General features: G+C 77.1%; 16 protein-coding genes. 4 read left to right on the top strand and 12 right to left on the bottom strand.

Going from position 1 to position 17,222, the window contains the following annotated elements; genetic code table 11:
• Positions 1 to 2: 2 nt before the first annotated feature.
• From coaD to ACRYR9_RS00450, 6 genes are read right to left on the bottom strand one after another with little or no spacing between them, the layout of a single operon-like run.
• Entirely contained in the window at positions 3 to 593 is a 591-nt protein-coding gene (gene coaD, locus ACRYR9_RS00475) for a pantetheine-phosphate adenylyltransferase (RefSeq protein ID WP_432491632.1), read from the bottom strand.
• Positions 594 to 603: 10 nt separating this feature from the next.
• Complete coding sequence (gene rsmD / locus ACRYR9_RS00470; protein WP_432538134.1) at positions 604 to 1,176, bottom strand: 16S rRNA (guanine(966)-N(2))-methyltransferase RsmD; 573 nt, start codon at positions 1,174 to 1,176, stop codon at positions 604 to 606.
• A 31-nt stretch (positions 1,177 to 1,207) separates the two neighbouring features.
• Positions 1,208 to 2,851 carry a DUF6297 family protein gene (locus ACRYR9_RS00465; RefSeq protein WP_432498988.1) on the bottom strand — a complete coding sequence of 548 codons (1,644 nt, stop codon included), beginning with the start codon at positions 2,849 to 2,851 and terminating at the stop codon, positions 1,208 to 1,210.
• Complete coding sequence (locus ACRYR9_RS00460) at positions 2,848 to 3,597, bottom strand: ABC transporter ATP-binding protein (protein WP_432498985.1); 750 nt, start codon at positions 3,595 to 3,597, stop codon at positions 2,848 to 2,850. Before ACRYR9_RS00460 ends, ACRYR9_RS00465 begins: the two co-directional genes overlap by 4 nt.
• On the bottom strand, positions 3,594 to 5,795 hold the full coding sequence (locus ACRYR9_RS00455) for an ATP-dependent DNA helicase RecG (RefSeq protein ID WP_432498982.1): 2,202 nt from the start codon (positions 5,793 to 5,795) through the stop codon (positions 3,594 to 3,596). Before ACRYR9_RS00455 ends, ACRYR9_RS00460 begins: the two co-directional genes overlap by 4 nt.
• A 9-nt stretch (positions 5,796 to 5,804) precedes the next feature.
• Positions 5,805 to 6,956, bottom strand: a complete 1,152-nt coding sequence (locus tag ACRYR9_RS00450) for a GGDEF domain-containing protein (RefSeq protein WP_459077412.1) — start codon at positions 6,954 to 6,956, stop codon at positions 5,805 to 5,807.
• 209 nt (positions 6,957 to 7,165) lie between these two features.
• Here ACRYR9_RS00450 and rpmB point away from each other — a divergent pair, with 209 nt between their 5' ends.
• Complete coding sequence (gene rpmB, locus ACRYR9_RS00445; protein WP_380137333.1) at positions 7,166 to 7,351, top strand: 50S ribosomal protein L28; 186 nt, start codon at positions 7,166 to 7,168, stop codon at positions 7,349 to 7,351.
• 120 nt (positions 7,352 to 7,471) lie between these two features.
• Here rpmB and ACRYR9_RS00440 read toward each other — a convergent pair whose 3' ends face one another.
• Positions 7,472 to 8,437 (bottom strand): thiamine-phosphate kinase, encoded by a 966-nt coding sequence (locus ACRYR9_RS00440; RefSeq protein ID WP_432498339.1) that lies wholly within the window; start codon positions 8,435 to 8,437, stop codon positions 7,472 to 7,474.
• An 81-nt stretch (positions 8,438 to 8,518) separates the two neighbouring features.
• Here ACRYR9_RS00440 and ACRYR9_RS00435 point away from each other — a divergent pair, with 81 nt between their 5' ends.
• The gene (locus ACRYR9_RS00435; protein ID WP_432498336.1) at positions 8,519 to 9,067 is read left to right on the top strand and encodes a DUF3515 family protein; all 549 of its coding nucleotides are present in this window, start codon (positions 8,519 to 8,521) and stop codon (positions 9,065 to 9,067) included.
• Between the two features lie 19 nt (positions 9,068 to 9,086).
• Here the strand turns inward: ACRYR9_RS00435 and ACRYR9_RS00430 are convergent, their stop codons facing one another.
• Positions 9,087 to 10,220 (bottom strand): D-alanine--D-alanine ligase family protein, encoded by a 1,134-nt coding sequence (locus ACRYR9_RS00430; protein WP_432498334.1) that lies wholly within the window; start codon positions 10,218 to 10,220, stop codon positions 9,087 to 9,089.
• A gap of 62 nt (positions 10,221 to 10,282) precedes the next feature.
• On the opposite strand from ACRYR9_RS00430, the gene ACRYR9_RS00425 reads away from it, so the two are divergent.
• Entirely contained in the window at positions 10,283 to 11,416 is a 1,134-nt protein-coding gene (locus ACRYR9_RS00425) for a trans-sulfuration enzyme family protein (protein ID WP_432498344.1), read from the top strand.
• Between the two features lie 8 nt (positions 11,417 to 11,424).
• Here ACRYR9_RS00425 and ACRYR9_RS00420 read toward each other — a convergent pair whose 3' ends face one another.
• Positions 11,425 to 12,384, bottom strand: coding sequence for an NAD(P)H-dependent glycerol-3-phosphate dehydrogenase (locus tag ACRYR9_RS00420; protein ID WP_432498341.1), 960 nt, complete (start codon positions 12,382 to 12,384; stop codon positions 11,425 to 11,427).
• A 125-nt stretch (positions 12,385 to 12,509) separates the two neighbouring features.
• Here ACRYR9_RS00420 and ACRYR9_RS00415 point away from each other — a divergent pair, with 125 nt between their 5' ends.
• The gene (locus ACRYR9_RS00415) at positions 12,510 to 14,063 is read left to right on the top strand and encodes a helix-turn-helix domain-containing protein (RefSeq protein WP_432498332.1); all 1,554 of its coding nucleotides are present in this window, start codon (positions 12,510 to 12,512) and stop codon (positions 14,061 to 14,063) included.
• Positions 14,064 to 14,162: 99 nt separating this feature from the next.
• On the opposite strand, the gene ACRYR9_RS00410 is transcribed toward ACRYR9_RS00415, so the two are convergent.
• From ACRYR9_RS00410 to leuC, 3 genes are all read right to left on the bottom strand, one after another.
• Positions 14,163 to 14,729: an HU family DNA-binding protein gene (locus ACRYR9_RS00410; RefSeq protein ID WP_432498329.1), complete on the bottom strand. Its 567-nt coding sequence runs from the start codon at positions 14,727 to 14,729 to the stop codon at positions 14,163 to 14,165.
• A gap of 349 nt (positions 14,730 to 15,078) precedes the next feature.
• Positions 15,079 to 15,684 (bottom strand): 3-isopropylmalate dehydratase small subunit, encoded by a 606-nt coding sequence (gene leuD / locus ACRYR9_RS00405; protein WP_432498327.1) that lies wholly within the window; start codon positions 15,682 to 15,684, stop codon positions 15,079 to 15,081.
• A 32-nt stretch (positions 15,685 to 15,716) separates the two neighbouring features.
• On the bottom strand, positions 15,717 to 17,138 hold the full coding sequence (gene leuC / locus ACRYR9_RS00400; RefSeq protein WP_432498324.1) for a 3-isopropylmalate dehydratase large subunit: 1,422 nt from the start codon (positions 17,136 to 17,138) through the stop codon (positions 15,717 to 15,719).
• Positions 17,139 to 17,222 lie beyond the last annotated feature (84 nt).

The following is a 17,222-nucleotide window of genomic DNA, read 5'->3' as shown; positions in this document are numbered from 1 at the left end:
GACTACCTGCCTCCAGAGGGTCCACCGGCCGCGCCTCGCGGCGGTCGCGGGTCATCCTCCCCCACCGGCCCGCCCAGGCGGCGCAGCAGCGCCCCGCGCACCGGCTCCGGCACCAGGCCCGAGACGTCGCCGCCGTGGCGGGCGACCTCCTTGACCAGGCTGGAGGAGACGTGCTCGAAGCGGGGGTCGCCGACGAGGAAGAGCGTCTCCACCCCCGCCAGGTGGCGGTTCATCAGCGCCATCGGCAGCTCGTAGGCGTAGTCGGTGCCCCCGCGCAGGCCCTTGACGACCACGCGGGCCCCCAGGCGCCGGCAGTGCTCGACGAGCAGGCCGTCGGAGAACTCCTCCACCACCACCCGCGCGGCCCGCTCGCCCCCGGCGGCGTCCAGCGCGGCGCGCACGAGCTCCACGCGCTCGGCGCCGCTGAACAGGCCCTGCTTGGCCGGGTTGACGGCGACGCCCACGTGCACCACGTCGAACAGGTCCGCCGCGCGCAGCACGACGTCGACGTGGCCCAGGGTCACCGGGTCGAAGCTGCCGGGGCACACGCAGCGGCGCACCGCACCAGCCGGTTCCGTGGTCGCGTCGGACACGCGCGGCACGCTAGCCGCCCGGCCCGTCCAGGTGCACGGTCCACACGCTCGTCTCCCCGTAGCGCCGCCGGCGCGCCGCGGGCCAGGCCGCTGGCCAGCGCGGCTCGGGGCTGCGCGACGAGCGCTCCACCACCACGGTGGCACCGTCGGCCAGCAGCGGGGCGAGCACGGCGAGCACGCCCGCCAGCGCCTCCTCGTCCACGGCGTACGGCGGGTCCACCAGCACCAGGTCCCAGCCGGCCCCGTCCGCGGCGCGGGGGCCGGCGAGGAAGCGCTCGGCGCGCTCGTGCTCCACGCGCACGCCCGGCAGGCCCAGGGCGGCGGCGTTGGCGCGGGCGGTCTGCGCGGCCGCCCGCGCCACCTCGACGAGCACCACCTCGCGCGCGCCGCGGCTGGCGGCCTCCAGGCCCAGGGCCCCGGAGCCGGCGTACAGGTCCAGCACGCGCGCGCCGTCCACCGCCCCGGCCGCGTCCAGGGCGGAGAACAGCGCCTCGCGCACCCGGTCGCTGGTGGGCCGGGTCGTCTCCCCCGGCGGCACCCTCAGCCGCCGGCCACCGGCGGCGCCCGCCACGATGCGCGTCACCGTGCCCCCTCCCCCGCGCGCACCGCGCGCGTCACGACAGCCGCCGCGCGCGGTGCGCGGCGTAGGCCCACCCCACCACGACCACCAGGGCCGTCACCGCCAACTGCCCGGCCAGCGCCGCTCCCGGTGCGCCGCGCGCCAGCAGGGCGAGCAGCACCGGCAGGGTGGCCACCGCCGCGAGGTCCGGGCCCGTGGTGACCGCCGCGGCCACGCCCGGGGAGACCGGGCCGGCCGGCGTGGCGATCGCCGGGCGGGCGAAGTCGGGGTCGGGCCGCAGGGCCCCGCGCACGGCCGCCGACGCCCAGCCGGGGCCGGCCAGCGCGCCCAGCAGCGCCCAGGACGCCCACCCGGTACCCGCCCCGGCGTGCACCAGCCCGGACGTGGTGGCCACCAGCGGCACCGCCACCGCCCCCCACAGCGCGCTCGCCGCCGCGACGGGCAGCCACCGCACCGCCACCAGCCGCCCGGCGGAGATCGGCAGGGCGCGTGCCGCCGCGGGGGCCAGGGCGCCGCCGCGCACCGCCTCGGCCAGCGCGGTGGCCGCCGCGTACCCGGCCGCCCAGAGCAGGACCGCCGCGGCGCCGCGGTGCGCCGAGGTGCCGGCGGCCACGACGAACGGCACCAGTGCCAGCACCGCGGCCGTCACCAGGCGGCGCGGCTGGCGGCGCAGCAGCAGCGCGTCCGCGGTCAGCACCGCACCGGCCGGGCCACGCACCCGGGGCGCGCGAGCCCCGGCCGGGCGGCGCCCGGGACGCACCCGCCCGGGGCCGTCGGCGGCCAGCGCCCGGCCCAGCTCGCGCACGTCGACCTGGAGCACGGACGCCGTCAGCCGTTCCAGCCGCGCCGCCCCGCGCCGCAGGGAGGCCGAGGGGGTGCGGCCGGCGTCGCGCAGGTGGCGGCGGCCCGCGCCCGCCAGCACGAGCGCGGCCGCACCGGCGGCACAGGCGGCCGGCACCGCCAGCGCGGAGGGGGGCACGGCGTCCACCGGCACCCCGGCCACCGCCCCGGCGGCCAGCGCCAGCACGATCCCGACGGCGGCCGCGTCCAGGGCGGTGGCGGTGCGCAGCAGGGCCTCCACCTCCCCGCGCACGGCGAGCCCGGCCACCAGCACGTAACCCGCGGCGGCGCTCGCCGCCCCCAGCACGGCCCCGCCCGCCAGCGCCGGCAGCGCCGCGGTGGTGAGGTCCCCGGCCACGCCCAGCGCGAGCGAGACCGCCCACGCCACGACGAGGGAGCCCACCGCGGCCGCCAGCAGGGCCCGCCCCCGCAGCACCGGGCGGAGCAGCTGCTCGCGCGGCACCGGCAGGGACGCCCACCAGGCGGTGCGCGGAGCGCTCAGGCTCACCGGCCCCAGCCGGCACAGCGCCGCCAGGACCACCAAGAGCACGCAGCAGGCCAGACCCGCGCAGGTCAGGACGGCCGGGACGCTCGGCGTCGGCCCCGGCCCGCCACCGGGTGCGGCCAGACCCCGCTGCAGGGCACCGCGCAGCGAGGAACTGGCGCCCAGCAGCAGCAGCGCGGCGATGCCGGCCTGCAGCACGGTCGTGTAGGCGTCCGTGACGGTGGCGCGCAGACCGCGCGCGGAACGGGCCGGTGCCACCTCGCGCACCAGATCGCGCCGCCCCGGCAGCGGCGCACCGGCGGCGGGACCGGGCAGCGCAGGCGCGGCCGTCACCGGACCGGGGCGCTCACGACGCGCGCCGCCTCCTGCGCGTCGACCACGCGGCAGGCGGCCGCAGCGCCCGCGCCCTCCCCCGCGGGCGCGTCGTCCACGACCACCGCGCGGTCGGCGAGACGGCGCAGCAGCACGACGTCGTGGGTGGCGACCAGCAGGGCGGTGCCCGCGTCGCGCTCGGCGGCCAGCCGCTCGGCGAGCGCCTCGCGGCCCGGCGGGTCCAGCCGCTGCTCCGGCTCGTCCAGCAGCAGCAGCGCCCGCGGCCGCACCAGCGCGGCGGCCAGCAGCAGGCGGCGCTTCTGCCCGCTGGACAGCGACACCGGCAGCTGGTCGGCCGCCCCGGTCAGCCGCTGGCGCTCCAGCTCGGCGTCGACGACGGCCTGCGCGTCGCGCACGCCGTGCCCGCGCGCCACCAGCTCCAGGTGCTCGGCCACCGAGAGCTCACCGAACCAGGCGTCCTCGTCGAACACGGAGGCGACCTCGCGGCGGAACGCGGCGCGGCGCTCGTCGACGACCTCGCCGCGCATCCTCACCTCACCGGCGAGGGGCTCCAGCAGCCCGGCGGCGGCGCGCAGCACCGTGGACTTGCCGGCGCCGTTGGCCCCGACGAGGCAGACGGCCTCGCCGGCGGCGACGCGCACGCTCACCGGCGCGCAGACGGGGCGCCCGTAGCCGACGACGAGGTCGTCCAGCTCCAGCACCACCGGGTCGCCGGCACCGCCCGAGCCGCCGCGGGGCACGTTCACGCGCGCTCGAGGAAGCGCTCGGTCTCGCCGCTGACGCGGTCGGCGACGGCGGCGGCCAGCGCGGGGTGGTGGTGCAGGTCGGGGTCGTCGGCGACCAGCGCGCTCGCCGCGGCACGGGCGTCGGCGATGACGTCGGCGTCCTTGAGCACGCCCAGCAGGCGCAGCGAGGAGCGGCGGCCGGACTGCGCGGCGCCCAGCACGTCGCCCTCGCGGCGCTGCTCCAGGTCCAGGCGGGCCAGCTCGAAGCCGTCGCGGGTGGCGACCAGCGCCGACAGCCGCTGCCCGGCCGGCGAGCCCGCGGCCACCTCGGTCATCAGCAGGCAGGTGCCGGGCAGGCCGCCGCGGCCGATGCGCCCGCGCAGCTGGTGCAGCTGGGAGACGCCGAAGCGGTCGGCGTCCACGACGACCATGACGCTGGCGTTGGGCACGTCCACCCCGACCTCGACGACGGTGGTGGACACGACGACGTCCACCTCGCCGGCGGCGAAGCGGCGCATCACGTCGTCCTTGTCGGCCGGGGCCAGGCGCCCGTGCAGGACCTCGGTGCGCAGGTGCGCCGTGGCGGGGTGGCTCCGCACGATCTCGACGACCTCGGCGACGGCCAGGGGCGGGCGGCGCTTCTCGCCGTCCTCCGGTGGCGGCTCCTCGCCGCCGCCGTCGTCGGGCTGCGCGCCCCGGTCGTCGCCGTCGATGCGCGCGCACACCACGTACGCCTGTCGGCCCAGGGCGGCCTCCTCGGCCACCCGCTGCCAGACGCGGTCCACCCACGTCTCGTTCTGCATCGGCACGGCGACGGTGGTGACCTCGGCGCGCCCGGGCGGCAGCTCGTCGAGCACGGAGGTCTCCAGGTCGCCGAAGACGGTCATGGCGACGGTGCGCGGGATGGGCGTGGCGGTCATCACGAGCAGGTGCGGCACGCTGGAGGCCTTGGCGCGCAGCGCGTCGCGCTGCTCCACGCCGAAGCGGTGCTGCTCGTCGACCACGACGAGGCCGAGGTCGGCGAAGGCGACGTGCTCCTGCAGCAGGGCGTGGGTGCCGATGACGATGCCCGCCTCGCCGCTCGCGGCGGCCAGCAGCGCCTCGCGGCGGGCGGCGGCGCCCATCGAGCCGGTCAGCAGCACCACGCGGGTGGCGAGCTCGTGCCCGCCCAGCAGGCCGCCGGCGGCGAGGTCACCCAGGGCGGCGGTGGTGGAGCGCAGGTGCTGGGAGGCGAGCACCTCGGTGGGCGCCAGCAGCGCGGCCTGCCCGCCACCGTCGACGACGGTGAGCATCGCCCGCAGCGCGACGAGGGTCTTGCCGGAGCCGACGTCGCCCTGCAGCAGCCGCTGCATGGGCTTCTCGCGGGCGAGGTCGGCGGTGATCTCCTCGCCCACGCGCGCCTGGGCGCCGGTCAGCGGGAACGGCAGGCGCGCGTCGAAGGCGGCGGCCAGGCCGTCGGGGCGGCGCACCCGCGCCACGGCGCGCTCGCGCGCGGTGCTGGCCCGCCGCTGCGCCAGCGCGGTCTGCAGGACGAAGGCCTCCTCGTAGCGCAGGCGGCGCTGCCCGCGGGCGACGTCGGCGCGGTCGCGGGGTGTGTGCACGGCCCGCAGCGCCTCCAGCGGGCTGAGCAGCTCCGCCTGCGCGACGACCTCGGGCGGCAGGACGTCGGGCACCTGCGCGGTGGCGCCGAGCACCGTCTGCACGGCCTTGGCGATCTTCCAGCTGGGGGCCTTGCCGGTGGCCGGGTAGAGCGGGATGGGGCGGTCGGCGAGGGCCGCGACGTCCTCGGAGCCGTCGTCCAGGGGCTGGTAGTCGGGCCGGGCGAGCTGCCAGGAACCGTTGAAGACCTCCACGCGCCCGGAGGCGAGGACCTGCCGGCCCTCACGCAGCTGGCGCTCGTGGTGGGCGAACTGACGCACGCTGCGCGCGAAGAACGTCAGGCTGACGGTGTCGCGGCCGTCACCCAGGGTGACCTGCATCAGAGCGCCGTCGCGGTTGCGCATCCGCCGCGGGGGCGAGGTGCGGACCACCTGCGCCACGATCGTCACGTCGTCGCCCGCGGTCAGCTGCCGGATCGGCGTGAGCTGCCCGCGCTCGGCGTAGCGGCGCGGCAGGTGCCACAGCAGGTCGCGGACGGTCTCCAGGCCCAGCTCCTTGGCCAGCAGCGCCGCAGCGGGCGCCGGCAGCCGACCGGACAGCGGTGCGTCCAGCTCGTCCACGCCAGGAGGCTACTGCCCGCCCCCGACGCGCCCGGGCAGCGGCGCGGACGACGGTGCTCCGGGCGGTGCAGCGGGCGGCGCGGATCCCGCGACGACGCGGTTGCGCCCACCGCGCTTGGCGGCGTACAGAGCCGCGTCGGCGCGCGCGAGGAGGTGTTCGGGCGTCTCCCCCGGCAGCCCGCCGCCGGCGACGCCGACGCTCACGCTGAGCCGCGGACCCGGCGAGCCGTCGGGGGTGGGGACCCGCAGACCGGCGACGGCGGCGCGGAAGCGCTCCGCCGCGGCCAGGGCCAGCGGGCACGTGGTCCCGGGCCCCGCCGGGGGACGGGGGTCGGCGTGCACGAGCAGCGCCGCCAGCTCGTCGCCACCCAGCCGGGCCACGACGTCCCCGGGGCGGCAGACCGCGCGCAGCTCCCCGGCGACGGTGCGCAGGACCGCATCGCCGGCGGCGTGCCCGTGCTCGTCGTTGACCTCCTTGAAGCGGTCGACGTCGACGAGCACGAGCGCACCCACCGAGCCCTGGCGCAGGTGCCGGGCCAGGGCGTCGTCGAACGCCCGGCGGGTGGACAGACCGGTGAGCCCGTCCTGCCCCGCCTCGGCGCGCAGATCTTCCAGCAGGGCCGCCTGCCGGTCCCGGGCGCCGGAGACCATGGCCGTGACCACCGCGGCGGTGACGGCCCACGCCGGCGTGTCGCGGCCCACGAGCCCGGGTCCGGCGAGGACGAGCAGCAGGGCGACCTGCGCGGCCAGGCAGGTGGCGGCCACCGCCCACGCCGCCGCGCGCCGCAGGTGGTAGGCGGCGTAGATGGCCGGCCACCACAGGAAGACCTGCGCACTGGCGCTGGTGTCGACGGTCACGAGGTCCAGCGCGAGGATCTCCGCGACGCCCACCAGCACCAGGGCGACGGCGCTCCAGCCGGGCACCCGCCGGGGGGCCAGCGCGGGCACGGCGCTGATGGCCGCCAGGAGCGCGGCGGCGGCGACGGAGGCCGGCAGTCCCCAGCGGCTCCCGTTCGTGCTGCTGGGGATCAGCAGCGCGCCCAGGACCATGTACAGCGCCCCGAACAGCGCCAGCGCACCGGCCGCTCGGGTGCCCGCGGCGCCGTCGCGGGGCGCCCACCAGGGCTCTCCGCTCCGGTCGGGACGGGTCCGCGCGGGCACGAGTCCCCATCGGAAGCCGCGGCGGCCGGCTGGAGGCCGCGGGGCGGATTCACGGGACGGGGTTGCGCCGGACGGGGGGCGAGGCACCGGTTCGCCCGCACCCGCCCGGCTCGGCTATGGTGGACGGCGGTGTCCGGGACTCCCCGGCACCGGTCGACACCCCTGCGGGGTCGTCGCCCCTCCACCCCTCACGACCCCAGGAGTACCCCGTGGCTGCCAACTGCGACGTCTGCGCCAAGGGCCCTGGCTTCGGCAAGAGCGTCTCGCACTCGCACCGGCGCACCAACCGCATGTGGCTCCCGAACATCCAGCGGGTGCGGGCCACGGTGAACGGTTCGCCGAAGCGGCTCAACGTGTGCACCTCCTGCCTGAAGGCGGGCAAGGTCACGCGCTGACCCTTCGCGCACAGCACGACCCCTGCGGGGCCGGTCCACTCGGACCGGCCCCGCGGTGCGTCCGGGGCGGGTTCCCCGCCGTCCGGAGCAGGTCGGCACCGGCGCCGCCGGGCAGTGCGGTCAGCGCCCCCGGAAGTGGTCCCAGCCCACACCGGCGCCAGACCACGGCTCACCGTCCACGAGGACGCCGGGCGCCCCGGCGAGCACCCGGCCGACGGCGCGGAAGCCCTCCGGCGCCCGCGCCCCGGCCGGGAAGCACGCCAGCAGCCCGTGGTCCTCGCCCCCGGTGAGCACCCACGACCGCGCCGTGGCGGCGTCGGCACCGGTGGCGGCGGCCAGGGCGCCGGCGCACCCGGCGAGCACGGCGCCCGCCAGGTGCAGGTCGAGGACGGCCCCGCTGGCGGCGGCGATGCGGCCGGCGTCGCGCAGCAGCCCGTCGCTGACGTCCATGAGGGCGACGGCGCCGGCGTCGGCGGCCGCCGGTCCCAGCGCGACGGGCGGCACGGGCCGGCGGTGCGCGGCGAGCAGGTCCGGCACGGACCCGGGGCCGCGCGACCGCCCGGCGCGCAGCAGGTCCAGGCCCGCGGCCGAGCGGCCCGGCGAGCCGGCCAGCGCCACGACGTCGCCCGGGCGGGCTCCCGAGCGCAGCACCGGTGCGCGTCCGGCGAGGTCGCCCAGGGCGGTGACGGCGACGACGACCTCGGAGGCGCCGGAGAGGTCGCCGCCCACGACGACGGCGCCCAGCGCCCGGCAGGCCTGCGCGGCGCCGGCGGCGAAGTCCTCCACCCAGGCCACGTCCAGGTCCCCGGGCAGGCCGAGCGCCACCAGCAGCCCCGTGCACGTGGCGCCCATGGCCGCGACGTCGGCGACGTTCTGCGCCACGGCCTTCCAGCCGACGTCGGCGCCGGTGGACCAGTCGCGGCGGAAGTCGCGGCCCTCCACGAGGACGTCGGTGGTCGCCACGACCCGGGCGTCGGGGGCGGCCACGACCGCGGCGTCGTCGCCGGGGCCCAGCAGCGCCTCGGACGGCAGCAGGGGCAGCACCCGGGCCAGCAGTTCCGACTCGTCGAGGTCCCCGACCCGCACCGATGCTCCCGCCCGCCCGCGCCGGCGGGCCCGGTGGACCCGCCCCGCGCCCTCTCGCGCGGCCCGGCCACACTAACGGCGATGCCCCCTCCCGGACCGCCGTCCCCGTCGTCCCCGCCGCCGGCTCCCGCACCGCGGCGGGGCGCCTCGCGCACCCGGCAGCGCGTCGCGGTCGCGGTCGCGGTGGGCGTGCTGGTGGGCGCCTCGGCGTGGGCGTTCCGAACCGGCAGCACGGGGGTGGAGGCGGCCCCGGCGGGCACGGACCCGGCGTGCGAGCGGCTGCTGCGGGCGCTGCCGGACGTCCTGGAGGGCCTGGCGCGCAGCCCGCAGGGCGCGGCGGGGGTGGCCGTGTGGGGCGACGAGCAGGTGGTGCTGCGCTGCGGGGCGGCGGTGATCGGCCCCACCACGAAGCCGTGCCTGCCGGTGGGCCCGGACGAGGCGAGCACCGTGGACTGGGTGCAGGACGCCCGCAGCGACCGGGCCGTGCGGTTCCTCACCTACGGGCGCGAGCCGGCCGTGGAGGTCACCGTCCGCTACGGCGGCCGGCTGACCGGGACCGGTGTCACCGCCCCGCTGGTGGACCTGGCGGCGGCGGTGTCGGCGATCCCGCAGACGCGCGCCTGCGTGTGAGGGCGCGGGCGCGCCCTCCTCAGCGCAGGCCGGTGGGGCGCTGCAGCGCCAGCTGCAGCAGGTGGTCCACCAGTTCGGGGTAGTCCACGCCGGTGGCCGCCCACATGCGCGGGAACATCGAGTGCGGCGTGAAGCCGGGCATCGTGTTGATCTCGTTGACGACGATCCCCTCCTCGCCGCGCTCGGGGTCGACGAAGAGGTCGACGCGGGCCAGGCCCTCGGCGCCCATCGCCTCGAAGACCCGCACGGCGGTGCGCCGCACGCTCGCGACCACCTCGGCGGGCAGGTCCGCCGGGCACGTCAGGCGCACGCCGGCGGAGTCGAGGTACTTGGCCTCGAAGTCGTAGAAGTCGTGGTCGCCGACGACCTCGACCTCCCCGGGCACGCTGGTGCGCGGCTCGCCGCCGGCCAGGTCCTCCAGGACGCCGCACTCGATCTCGCGGCCGCTCACGGCCGCCTCCACGACGACCTTGGGGTCGTGGGCGACGGCCTCGGCCACGGCCGCGGCGAGCTCGCCGGGGCCCTGGACCCGGGAGATGCCGATGCTGGAGCCGGCGCGGGCGGGCTTGACGAACACCGGGTACCCCAGCGCCTCCACCTCGGCGCGGCAGCCGGCCTCGTCGGCCGCCCAGCGGCGGGCGTGGAAGGACGTCCACGGGCCCACGCGCAGCCCGGCGCCCTCCAGCAGGACCTTCATGGCCTGCTTGTCCATGCTGACGGCGGAGGCGAGCACCCCGGAGCCGACGTAGCGCGTGTCGGACAGCTCCAGCAGCCCCTGCAGGGTGCCGTCCTCGCCGAAGGGTCCGTGCAGCAGCGGCAGGACCACGTCGACGCGCTGCAGGGCGGCCACCCCCGCGGCGGGCTCGTCCAGGTTCTGCAGCGCCCCCTCGGACACCTCCTGCGCCAGCGCGACGCGCGTCCCGGCGGCGGGCACCTCGGGCAGCTTGCCGCCGGTGAGCTCGAACAGCGTGGGGTCGTCGGGCACGAGCACCCAGCGCCCGGCGCGGGTGATGCCCACGGGCACCACGTCGTAGCGCTCGCGGTCGATCGCGGCGAGCACGCCCGCCGCGGTCACGCAGCTGATGGCGTGCTCTGAGGAACGGCCGCCGAAGAGGACGGCGACGCGCGGCTTGGCGCTGACCTGGGTGCTCATCGGCGGGCACCCTACCGGCGGTGTGGTTGGGTGCGTGCGTGCCCGAGAACCCCCTGCCCGAGATGTCCCCCGAGACGCTGGCCGTGGTGGCCGGCCGCCCGCCGCGCGGACCCGGCAGCGAGCTGAACACGCCCGTCTCGCTGACCTCCACCTACGTGGGCGGCGGCTCGATGGACGGCGGGGGCCTGGGGTACGGCCGCTTCGGCAACCCGACGTGGGAGGCCCTGGAGACCGCTCTGGGCGCGTTGGAGGGCGGATCGGCCCGCGCGTTCGCCTCGGGGATGGCGGCGGTGAGCGCCGCGCTGCACCTGGTGCCGGCCGACGCGACCGTGCTGGTGCCGCACGGCGCCTACAACGGCACCCACTCGGTGCTGGACCTGCTGGTGGAGCAGGGGCGCGCGCGCGTGGAGCGGGTGGACGTCACGGACGCGGCGGGGGTGCGCGCGGCCCTGGCGGCCGTGGCGGGGCCGGCGCTGCTGTGGCTGGAGTCGCCGACGAACCCGCTGCTGGAGGTCGCGGACCTGGCGGCGCTGTCCGCCGCCGGGCACGAGCGCGGGGCGCTGGTGGTGGTGGACAACACCTTCGCCACCCCGCTGGTGCAGCGGCCCCTGGACCTGGGCGCCGACGTGGTCGTGCACTCGGTGACGAAGTTCCTCTCGGGGCACTCGGACGTGGTGCTGGGGGCGGTGGTGACGCGCTCGGAGGAGCTGCTGGCGCGCCTGGTGCGGCACCGCACGCTGCACGGGGCGATCCCGGGGCCGATGGAGGCGTTCCTGGCGCTGCGGGGGCTGCGGACGCTGCCGCTGCGGCTGGAGCGCTCGCAGCGCAGCGCCGCGGAGCTGGCGCTGCGGCTGCGCGGGCACCGGGCGGTGGCGCGGGTGCGCCACCCCTCCCTGCCGGACGACCCCGGGCACGAGCTGGCGCGCCGGCAGATGAGCGGCTTCGGCGCGCTGGTCTCGATCGAGGTCGCCGGTGGCGCCGCGGCCGCCGACGCGGTCGTGGACGCGGTGCGCCTGTGGGTGCCGGCCACGAGCCTGGGCGGCGTGGAGTCGCTGATCGAGCGGCGCCGCCGGCACGCGGGCGAGCCGGTGGTGGTGCCCGAGGAGCTGCTGCGGCTGTCCGTGGGCGTGGAGGACGTCGAGGACCTGTGGGCGGACCTGTCGCAGGCGCTGGACGCCGCCGCGCCCCTCGCCTGAGCCCGGCCTCAGCCGCCCACGAGCCGGGCGGCCAGGCCCTCGGGCACCGCGCCCGCGCCCACGACGGCGGCGACCTGCTCCACCAGGGGCAGCGCCACCCCCGCCCCGGCGGCGCGGCGCAGCACGGCGGGGGCGGAGGTGACGCCCTCGACGGTGCCGCCGGCCGCGGCCAGCGCCTCGGGCAGGCTCGCGCCGCGGCCGAGGGCCACGCCGGCGCGGTGGTTGCGCGACAGGGGCGAGCCGCAGGTGGCGACGAGGTCGCCCACGCCGGCGAGCCCGGCGAAGGTGGCCGCGTCGGCGCCCAGGGCCAGGCCGAGGCGGGTGGTCTCAGCCAGGCCGCGGGTCAGGACGGCGGCGCGCGCGTTGGCGCCGTGCCCGGCGCCCTCGGCGATGCCGACGGCGAGGGCGACGACGTTCTTCACGGCCCCGGCCACGTCGACGCCCAGCACGTCGGTGGCCGGCTCGGCGCGGAAGGCGGGGGACGTGCAGGCGGCGGCGACGCGGGCGGCCACGGCGGCGTCGGCGCAGGCCACGACGGTGCCGGCGGGCTGGCGGTGGGCGATCTCGGCGGCGAGGTTGGGTCCGGAGACGGCCACGAGGCGCTGGGGGCCGGCCGCGGTGACGTCGGCGACGACCTCGGTGCCGAACAGCCCGGTGCCGGCCTCCACGCCCTTGGCCAGGCACACCAGGGGCACGTCCGGCAGCGACCCGCGCCAGGCGGTGAGCTGCTCGCGCAGCCGCTGCAGCGGGACGGCCAGCACGACGAGGTCGGCACCGCTCAGGGCCGAGGCGGCGTCGGCCGTGGCGTCCACGCCGTCCGGGAGCACGACGTCACCGAGGTAGGCGCGGTTGGTGCGCCGCTCGCGGACCTCGGCGGCGAGCTCGGGCCGGCGGGCCCACAGGGTGACGCGGCAGCCCGCGTCGGCGAGGACGAGGGCGAAGGCGGCGCCCCAGGCGCCGGCACCCATGACGGCGACACGCGGCGAGGAGGTGAGGGGGGCGGAGGACACGCGTGTCACGCTAGGACAGTCGGGACACGCCGCGGACCGGGGCTTGCCCAGATTTATCTCACATGTGAGATACGGTGGCCGACATGGCAGTCTCCACCGAGTCGACGACCCAGCCGACGGGTGACCACCTCACCCAGATCGGCGCGCTCATCCGTGACGCCCGCAAGCACCGCGGCCTCACGCAGGTCCAGCTCGCCGAACGGCTGGGCACGTCGCAGAGCGCGGTGCACCGCATGGAGCAGGGGCAGCAGAACGTCACGATCGACATGCTCCAGCGCGTCGGTCACGCTCTGCAGGACGACTTCGTCTCGATCGGCCGCCCCGCCCCCACGCACCTGCGCGTGCACGGCGGCACCCAGCTCTCCGGCAGCATCGCGGTGAAGTCCAGCAAGAACGCCGGGGTCGCGCTGCTGTGCGCGGCGCTGCTGAACCGCGGCCGCACCACGCTGCGCGGCGTGGCGCGCATCCTGGAGATCCACCGCATCCTGGACGTGCTGGGCAGCATCGGGGTGCGCTACGAGTGGATCAACGAGGCCGACCTCGTCCTGGACGTGCCCGAGGCGCTGGACCTGGACGCGATGGACTCCGAGACCGCGCGGCGCACCCGCAGCATCATCATGCTGCTGGGCCCGCTGCTGCACCGCTTCGAGGAGTTCCAGCTGCCCTACGCCGGCGGCTGCGACCTGGGCACCCGCACCGTCGAGCCGCACATGGTGGCGCTGCGCCCCTTCGGCCTGCAGGTGACGGCGACGACCGGCCACTACCACGCCACCGTGGACGACTCGGTGCGCCCGCAGCGCCCCATCGTGCTGACCGAGCGCGGCGACACCGTCACCGAGAACGCGCTGATGGCGGCGGCCCGGGTCGACGGCGTCACGACGATCCGCAACGCCAGCCCGAACTACATGGTCCAGGACCTGTGCTTCTTCCTGGAACTGCTGGGCGTGCGCATCGACGGCATCGGCACCACGACCCTGGTCGTCCACGGCGTGCCGGACATCTCCGTGGACGTGGACTACTCCCCCTCCGAGGACCCGGTGGAGGCGATGAGCCTGCTCACCGCGGCGATCGTCACCCACTCGGAACTGACGGTCACCCGCGCGCCCATCGAGTTCCTCGAGATCGAGCTGGCGATCCTGGAGGAGATGGGGCTGCGCTACGACCTCTCCGAGGAGTACCCGGCGGCCAACGGGCGCACCCGGCTGGTCGACATCACGGTGCACCCCTCCTCGCTGCGGGCGCCGATCGACAAGGTCCACCCGATGCCGTTCCCGGGGCTGAACATCGACAACCTGCCGTTCTTCGCGGTCATCGCGGCGAGCGCGGAGGGTTCGACCACCGTGCACGACTGGGTCTACGACAACCGCGCCATCTACCTGACCGAGCTGAACCGGCTCGGGGCGCGCGTGAAGCTGCTGGACCCGCACCGGGTCCTGGTGGAGGGCCCGACCCGCTGGTCGGGTGCGGAGGTGCTCTGCCCGCCGGCGCTGCGCCCCGCGGTGGTCGTGCTGCTCGCGATGCTGGCCGCGAAGGGCACCTCGGTGCTGCGCAACGTGGACATCATCGCCCGCGGCTACGAGCAGCTGGCCGAGCGGCTCACGCCGCTGGGGGCCCGCATCGAGACCTTCCGCGACTGAACCGCCACGGCTGAACCACCCGCACGCACGACGCCCCCGTCCCGGGTCCGGGACGGGGGCGTCGTGCGTGCGGGTCGACCCCGTCGGGGCCGTGGCGCCTCAGGCCTTCTTGGCCGGGCGGCGCGCCGCGGTGCGGGCCGGGGCGGCGGTCTTGGCCGGTGCCGCCTTCTTGGCCGTGGCGGTGGCCGCCGGGCGCGTGGCGGCGCTCGCGCGGCCGGTGGTGGCGCGGGCGGTGGCCGCGGGGGCGGCTGCCTTGCGAGCGGTCGTGCGCGCCGGGGCAGCAGCTGCCGAGGCGGCCGGCGCGGCGGTCCTGGCGGGTGCGGACTTCTTCGCCGCGGCCGCCGTGCCGCCGTTCTTCTCCTTCAGCGCGGCGCTGTAGGCGCGCAGGGCCTTGGAGTCGGCGACGACCTCCTTGAAGGCGGTGCCGGGGCGGAACCGCGGCACCGAGGTCTTCTTGATCTTCACGGCCTCGCCGGTGCGCGGGTTGCGGCCCGTGCGGGCGTTGCGCACCTGCTTCTCGAACGTGCCGAAGCCGCTGATGGCGACCTTCTCGCCCTTGGCGACGGCCACCGTGATGGTCTCGACGAGAGCCTCCACGGCCGTCGTCGCCTGCTTCCTGCCGCCCAGGCGCTCCTCGAGCGCCTCGACCAGTTCCGCCTTGTTCACGGGGATCCTCCTCGGTGCGAACGTCCGTGCTGACACCACTCGCGCGGCAGTTCGCGCGCGGCCGAGCAGGAGCCCGACGGAAGAACGGTACGACTCGCGATCACCCGAGTCCACCAGGCGCGCGGCGGCGAGCCGTTGCGGCACAAGGGACTCGGTGGCACCGGCGTGCGGGGGCGCTGGGCCGCAGCGGGTTCGGCAGGCCTGCGCGCAGCTGCCCGGCACGGGGCACCCGGCAGCGCCGGCCCACCGACGGGCACCCGGAACCTGTTGTCCTGCAACGCTTCCCGAACGACGACGCCCCGGCTCCCGCTGCGGTGCAGCGGGAGCCGGGGCCGTCGCGGGTGGCGGGTCAGGCGTCCGCGCGGGCGGGCAGCGTGGTGGGCTTGAAGGAGGGGCGACGCGCCTCGAAGTCGGTGATCTCGTCGGCGTGGCGCAGCGTCAGGCTGATGTCGTCCAGCCCCTCCATGAGCCGCCAGCGGATGGAGGAGTCGACCTGGAAGGCGGCGGTGAAGTCGTCCACGCGCACGACCCGCTCGACGAGGTCGACGGTCACCTCGGTGCCCGGGTGGGCCTCCAGCGCCTTCCAGATGAGCTCGATGTCGCTCTGCTCCACCACGGCCGCCAGGAGTCCCTGCTTGCCGGAGTTGCCGCGGAAGATGTCGCCGAAGCGGGGCGCGAGGACGGCCTTGAAGCCGTAGTCGCGCAGCGCCCAGACGGCGTGCTCGCGGCTGGAGCCGGTGCCGAAGTCCTTGCCGGCCACCAGGACGGACCCGGCGCGGTAGGGCTCCTGGTTGAGCACGAAGGACGGGTCGCCGCGCCAGCCGGCGAACAGGGCGTCCTCGAAGCCGGTCTTGGTGACCCGCTTGAGGTACACGGCGGGGATGATCTGGTCGGTGTCGACGTCCGTGCGCCGCAGCGGGACTCCCACACCGGTGTGGACGGTGAACTTCTCCACGGACAGCTCCTCGGGGGTCTGGGGCGACGGGGTCAGGCGATCGGTTCGAGGTCGGCGGGCGAGCTGAGCGTGCCGCGCACCGCGGTCGCCGCGGCCACCAGCGGGCTCACCAGGTGGGTGCGCCCGCCCTTGCCCTGCCGGCCCTCGAAGTTGCGGTTGGAGGTCGAGGCGCAGCGCTCCCCCGGCGCGAGCTGGTCGGGGTTCATGCCCAGGCACATGGAGCAGCCGGCGAAGCGCCAGTCGGCGCCGAACTCCTTGAAGACCCTGTCGATCCCCTCGGCCTCGGCCTGCAGGCGCACCTTGGCGGAACCGGGGACGACCATGACGCGCACGTCGTCGGCCTTGCGGCGGCCGCGCACGACGTCGGCGGCGGCGCGCAGGTCCTCGATGCGGCTGTTGGTGCACGAGCCGATGAAGACGGTGTCCACGGCGATGTCGCGCATGGGGGTGCCGCCGGCCAGGCCCATGTACTCCAGGGCCCGCTCGACGCCCTGGCGCTCGCCGTCGTCGCCGATCCGCTCGGGGACGGGCACCGAACCGGACAGCGGGACGCCCTGGCCGGGGTTGGTGCCCCAGGTGACGAAGGGCTCCAGCTGCGAGCCGTCGAGGACGACCTCGGCGTCGAACTCGGCGTCGTCGTCGGTGTGCAGGGTGCGCCAGTGCTCGACCGCCGCGTCCCAGTCCGCGCCCTGCGGCGCGTGCGGGCGGCCCTTGAGGTAGGCGAACGTCGTCTCGTCGGGGGCGACCATGCCGGCGCGGGCTCCGGCCTCGATCGACATGTTGCAGATCGTCATGCGCCCCTCCATCGACAGCGCGCGGATCGCCTCGCCGCGGTACTCCAGGACGTAGCCCTGGCCGCCGCCGGTGCCGATCTCGGCGATGACGGCGAGGATGACGTCCTTGGCCGTCGTGCCGGGCTTGAGCTGCCCGTTCACCGTGATGGCCATCGTCTTGAACGGCTTCAGCGGCAGCGTCTGGGTGGCCAGGACGTGCTCGACCTCGCTGGTGCCGATGCCCATGCCCAGCGAGCCGAACGCGCCGTGGGTGGAGGTGTGCGAGTCGCCGCACACCACCGTCATGCCCGGCTGGGTCAGGCCCAGCTGCGGGCCGACGACGTGCACGATGCCCTGCTCGGCGTCGCCGAGGGGGTGCAGGCGCACGCCGAACTCGGCGCAGTTCTCGCGCAGCGTCTGCAGCTGCTTGGCGGAGGTGCGGTCCGCCAGCAGCGACAGCGGGCGGTCGATGTCGGCGGTGGGGGTGTTGTGGTCCTCGGTGGCGATCGTCAGGTCCAGGCGGCGCACCGGGCGCCCGGCCAGGCGCAGGCCGTCGAAGGCCTGCGGGCTGGTGACCTCGTGCACCAGGTGCAGGTCGATGTAGAGCAGGTCCGGCTCGCCGTCCTGCCCGCGCCGGACGACGTGTTCGTCCCAGACCTTCTGCGCCAGCGTGCGTCCCACGTCGCTCTCCCCTCGTCGGCACCACGGCACCCGCGCCGGGGTCTCCGGCCGCTGGGCGTCCATCGGTCCTTGCGTCTCACGACT

The sequence above is a fragment of the Kineococcus auxinigenes genome (assembly GCF_050871525.1).
Taxonomy (GTDB): Bacteria; Actinomycetota; Actinomycetes; order Actinomycetales; family Kineococcaceae; genus Kineococcus.
The sequence above is the reverse complement of the archived record's forward strand: the minus strand, read 5'-3'. Positions and strand labels throughout refer to the sequence as shown.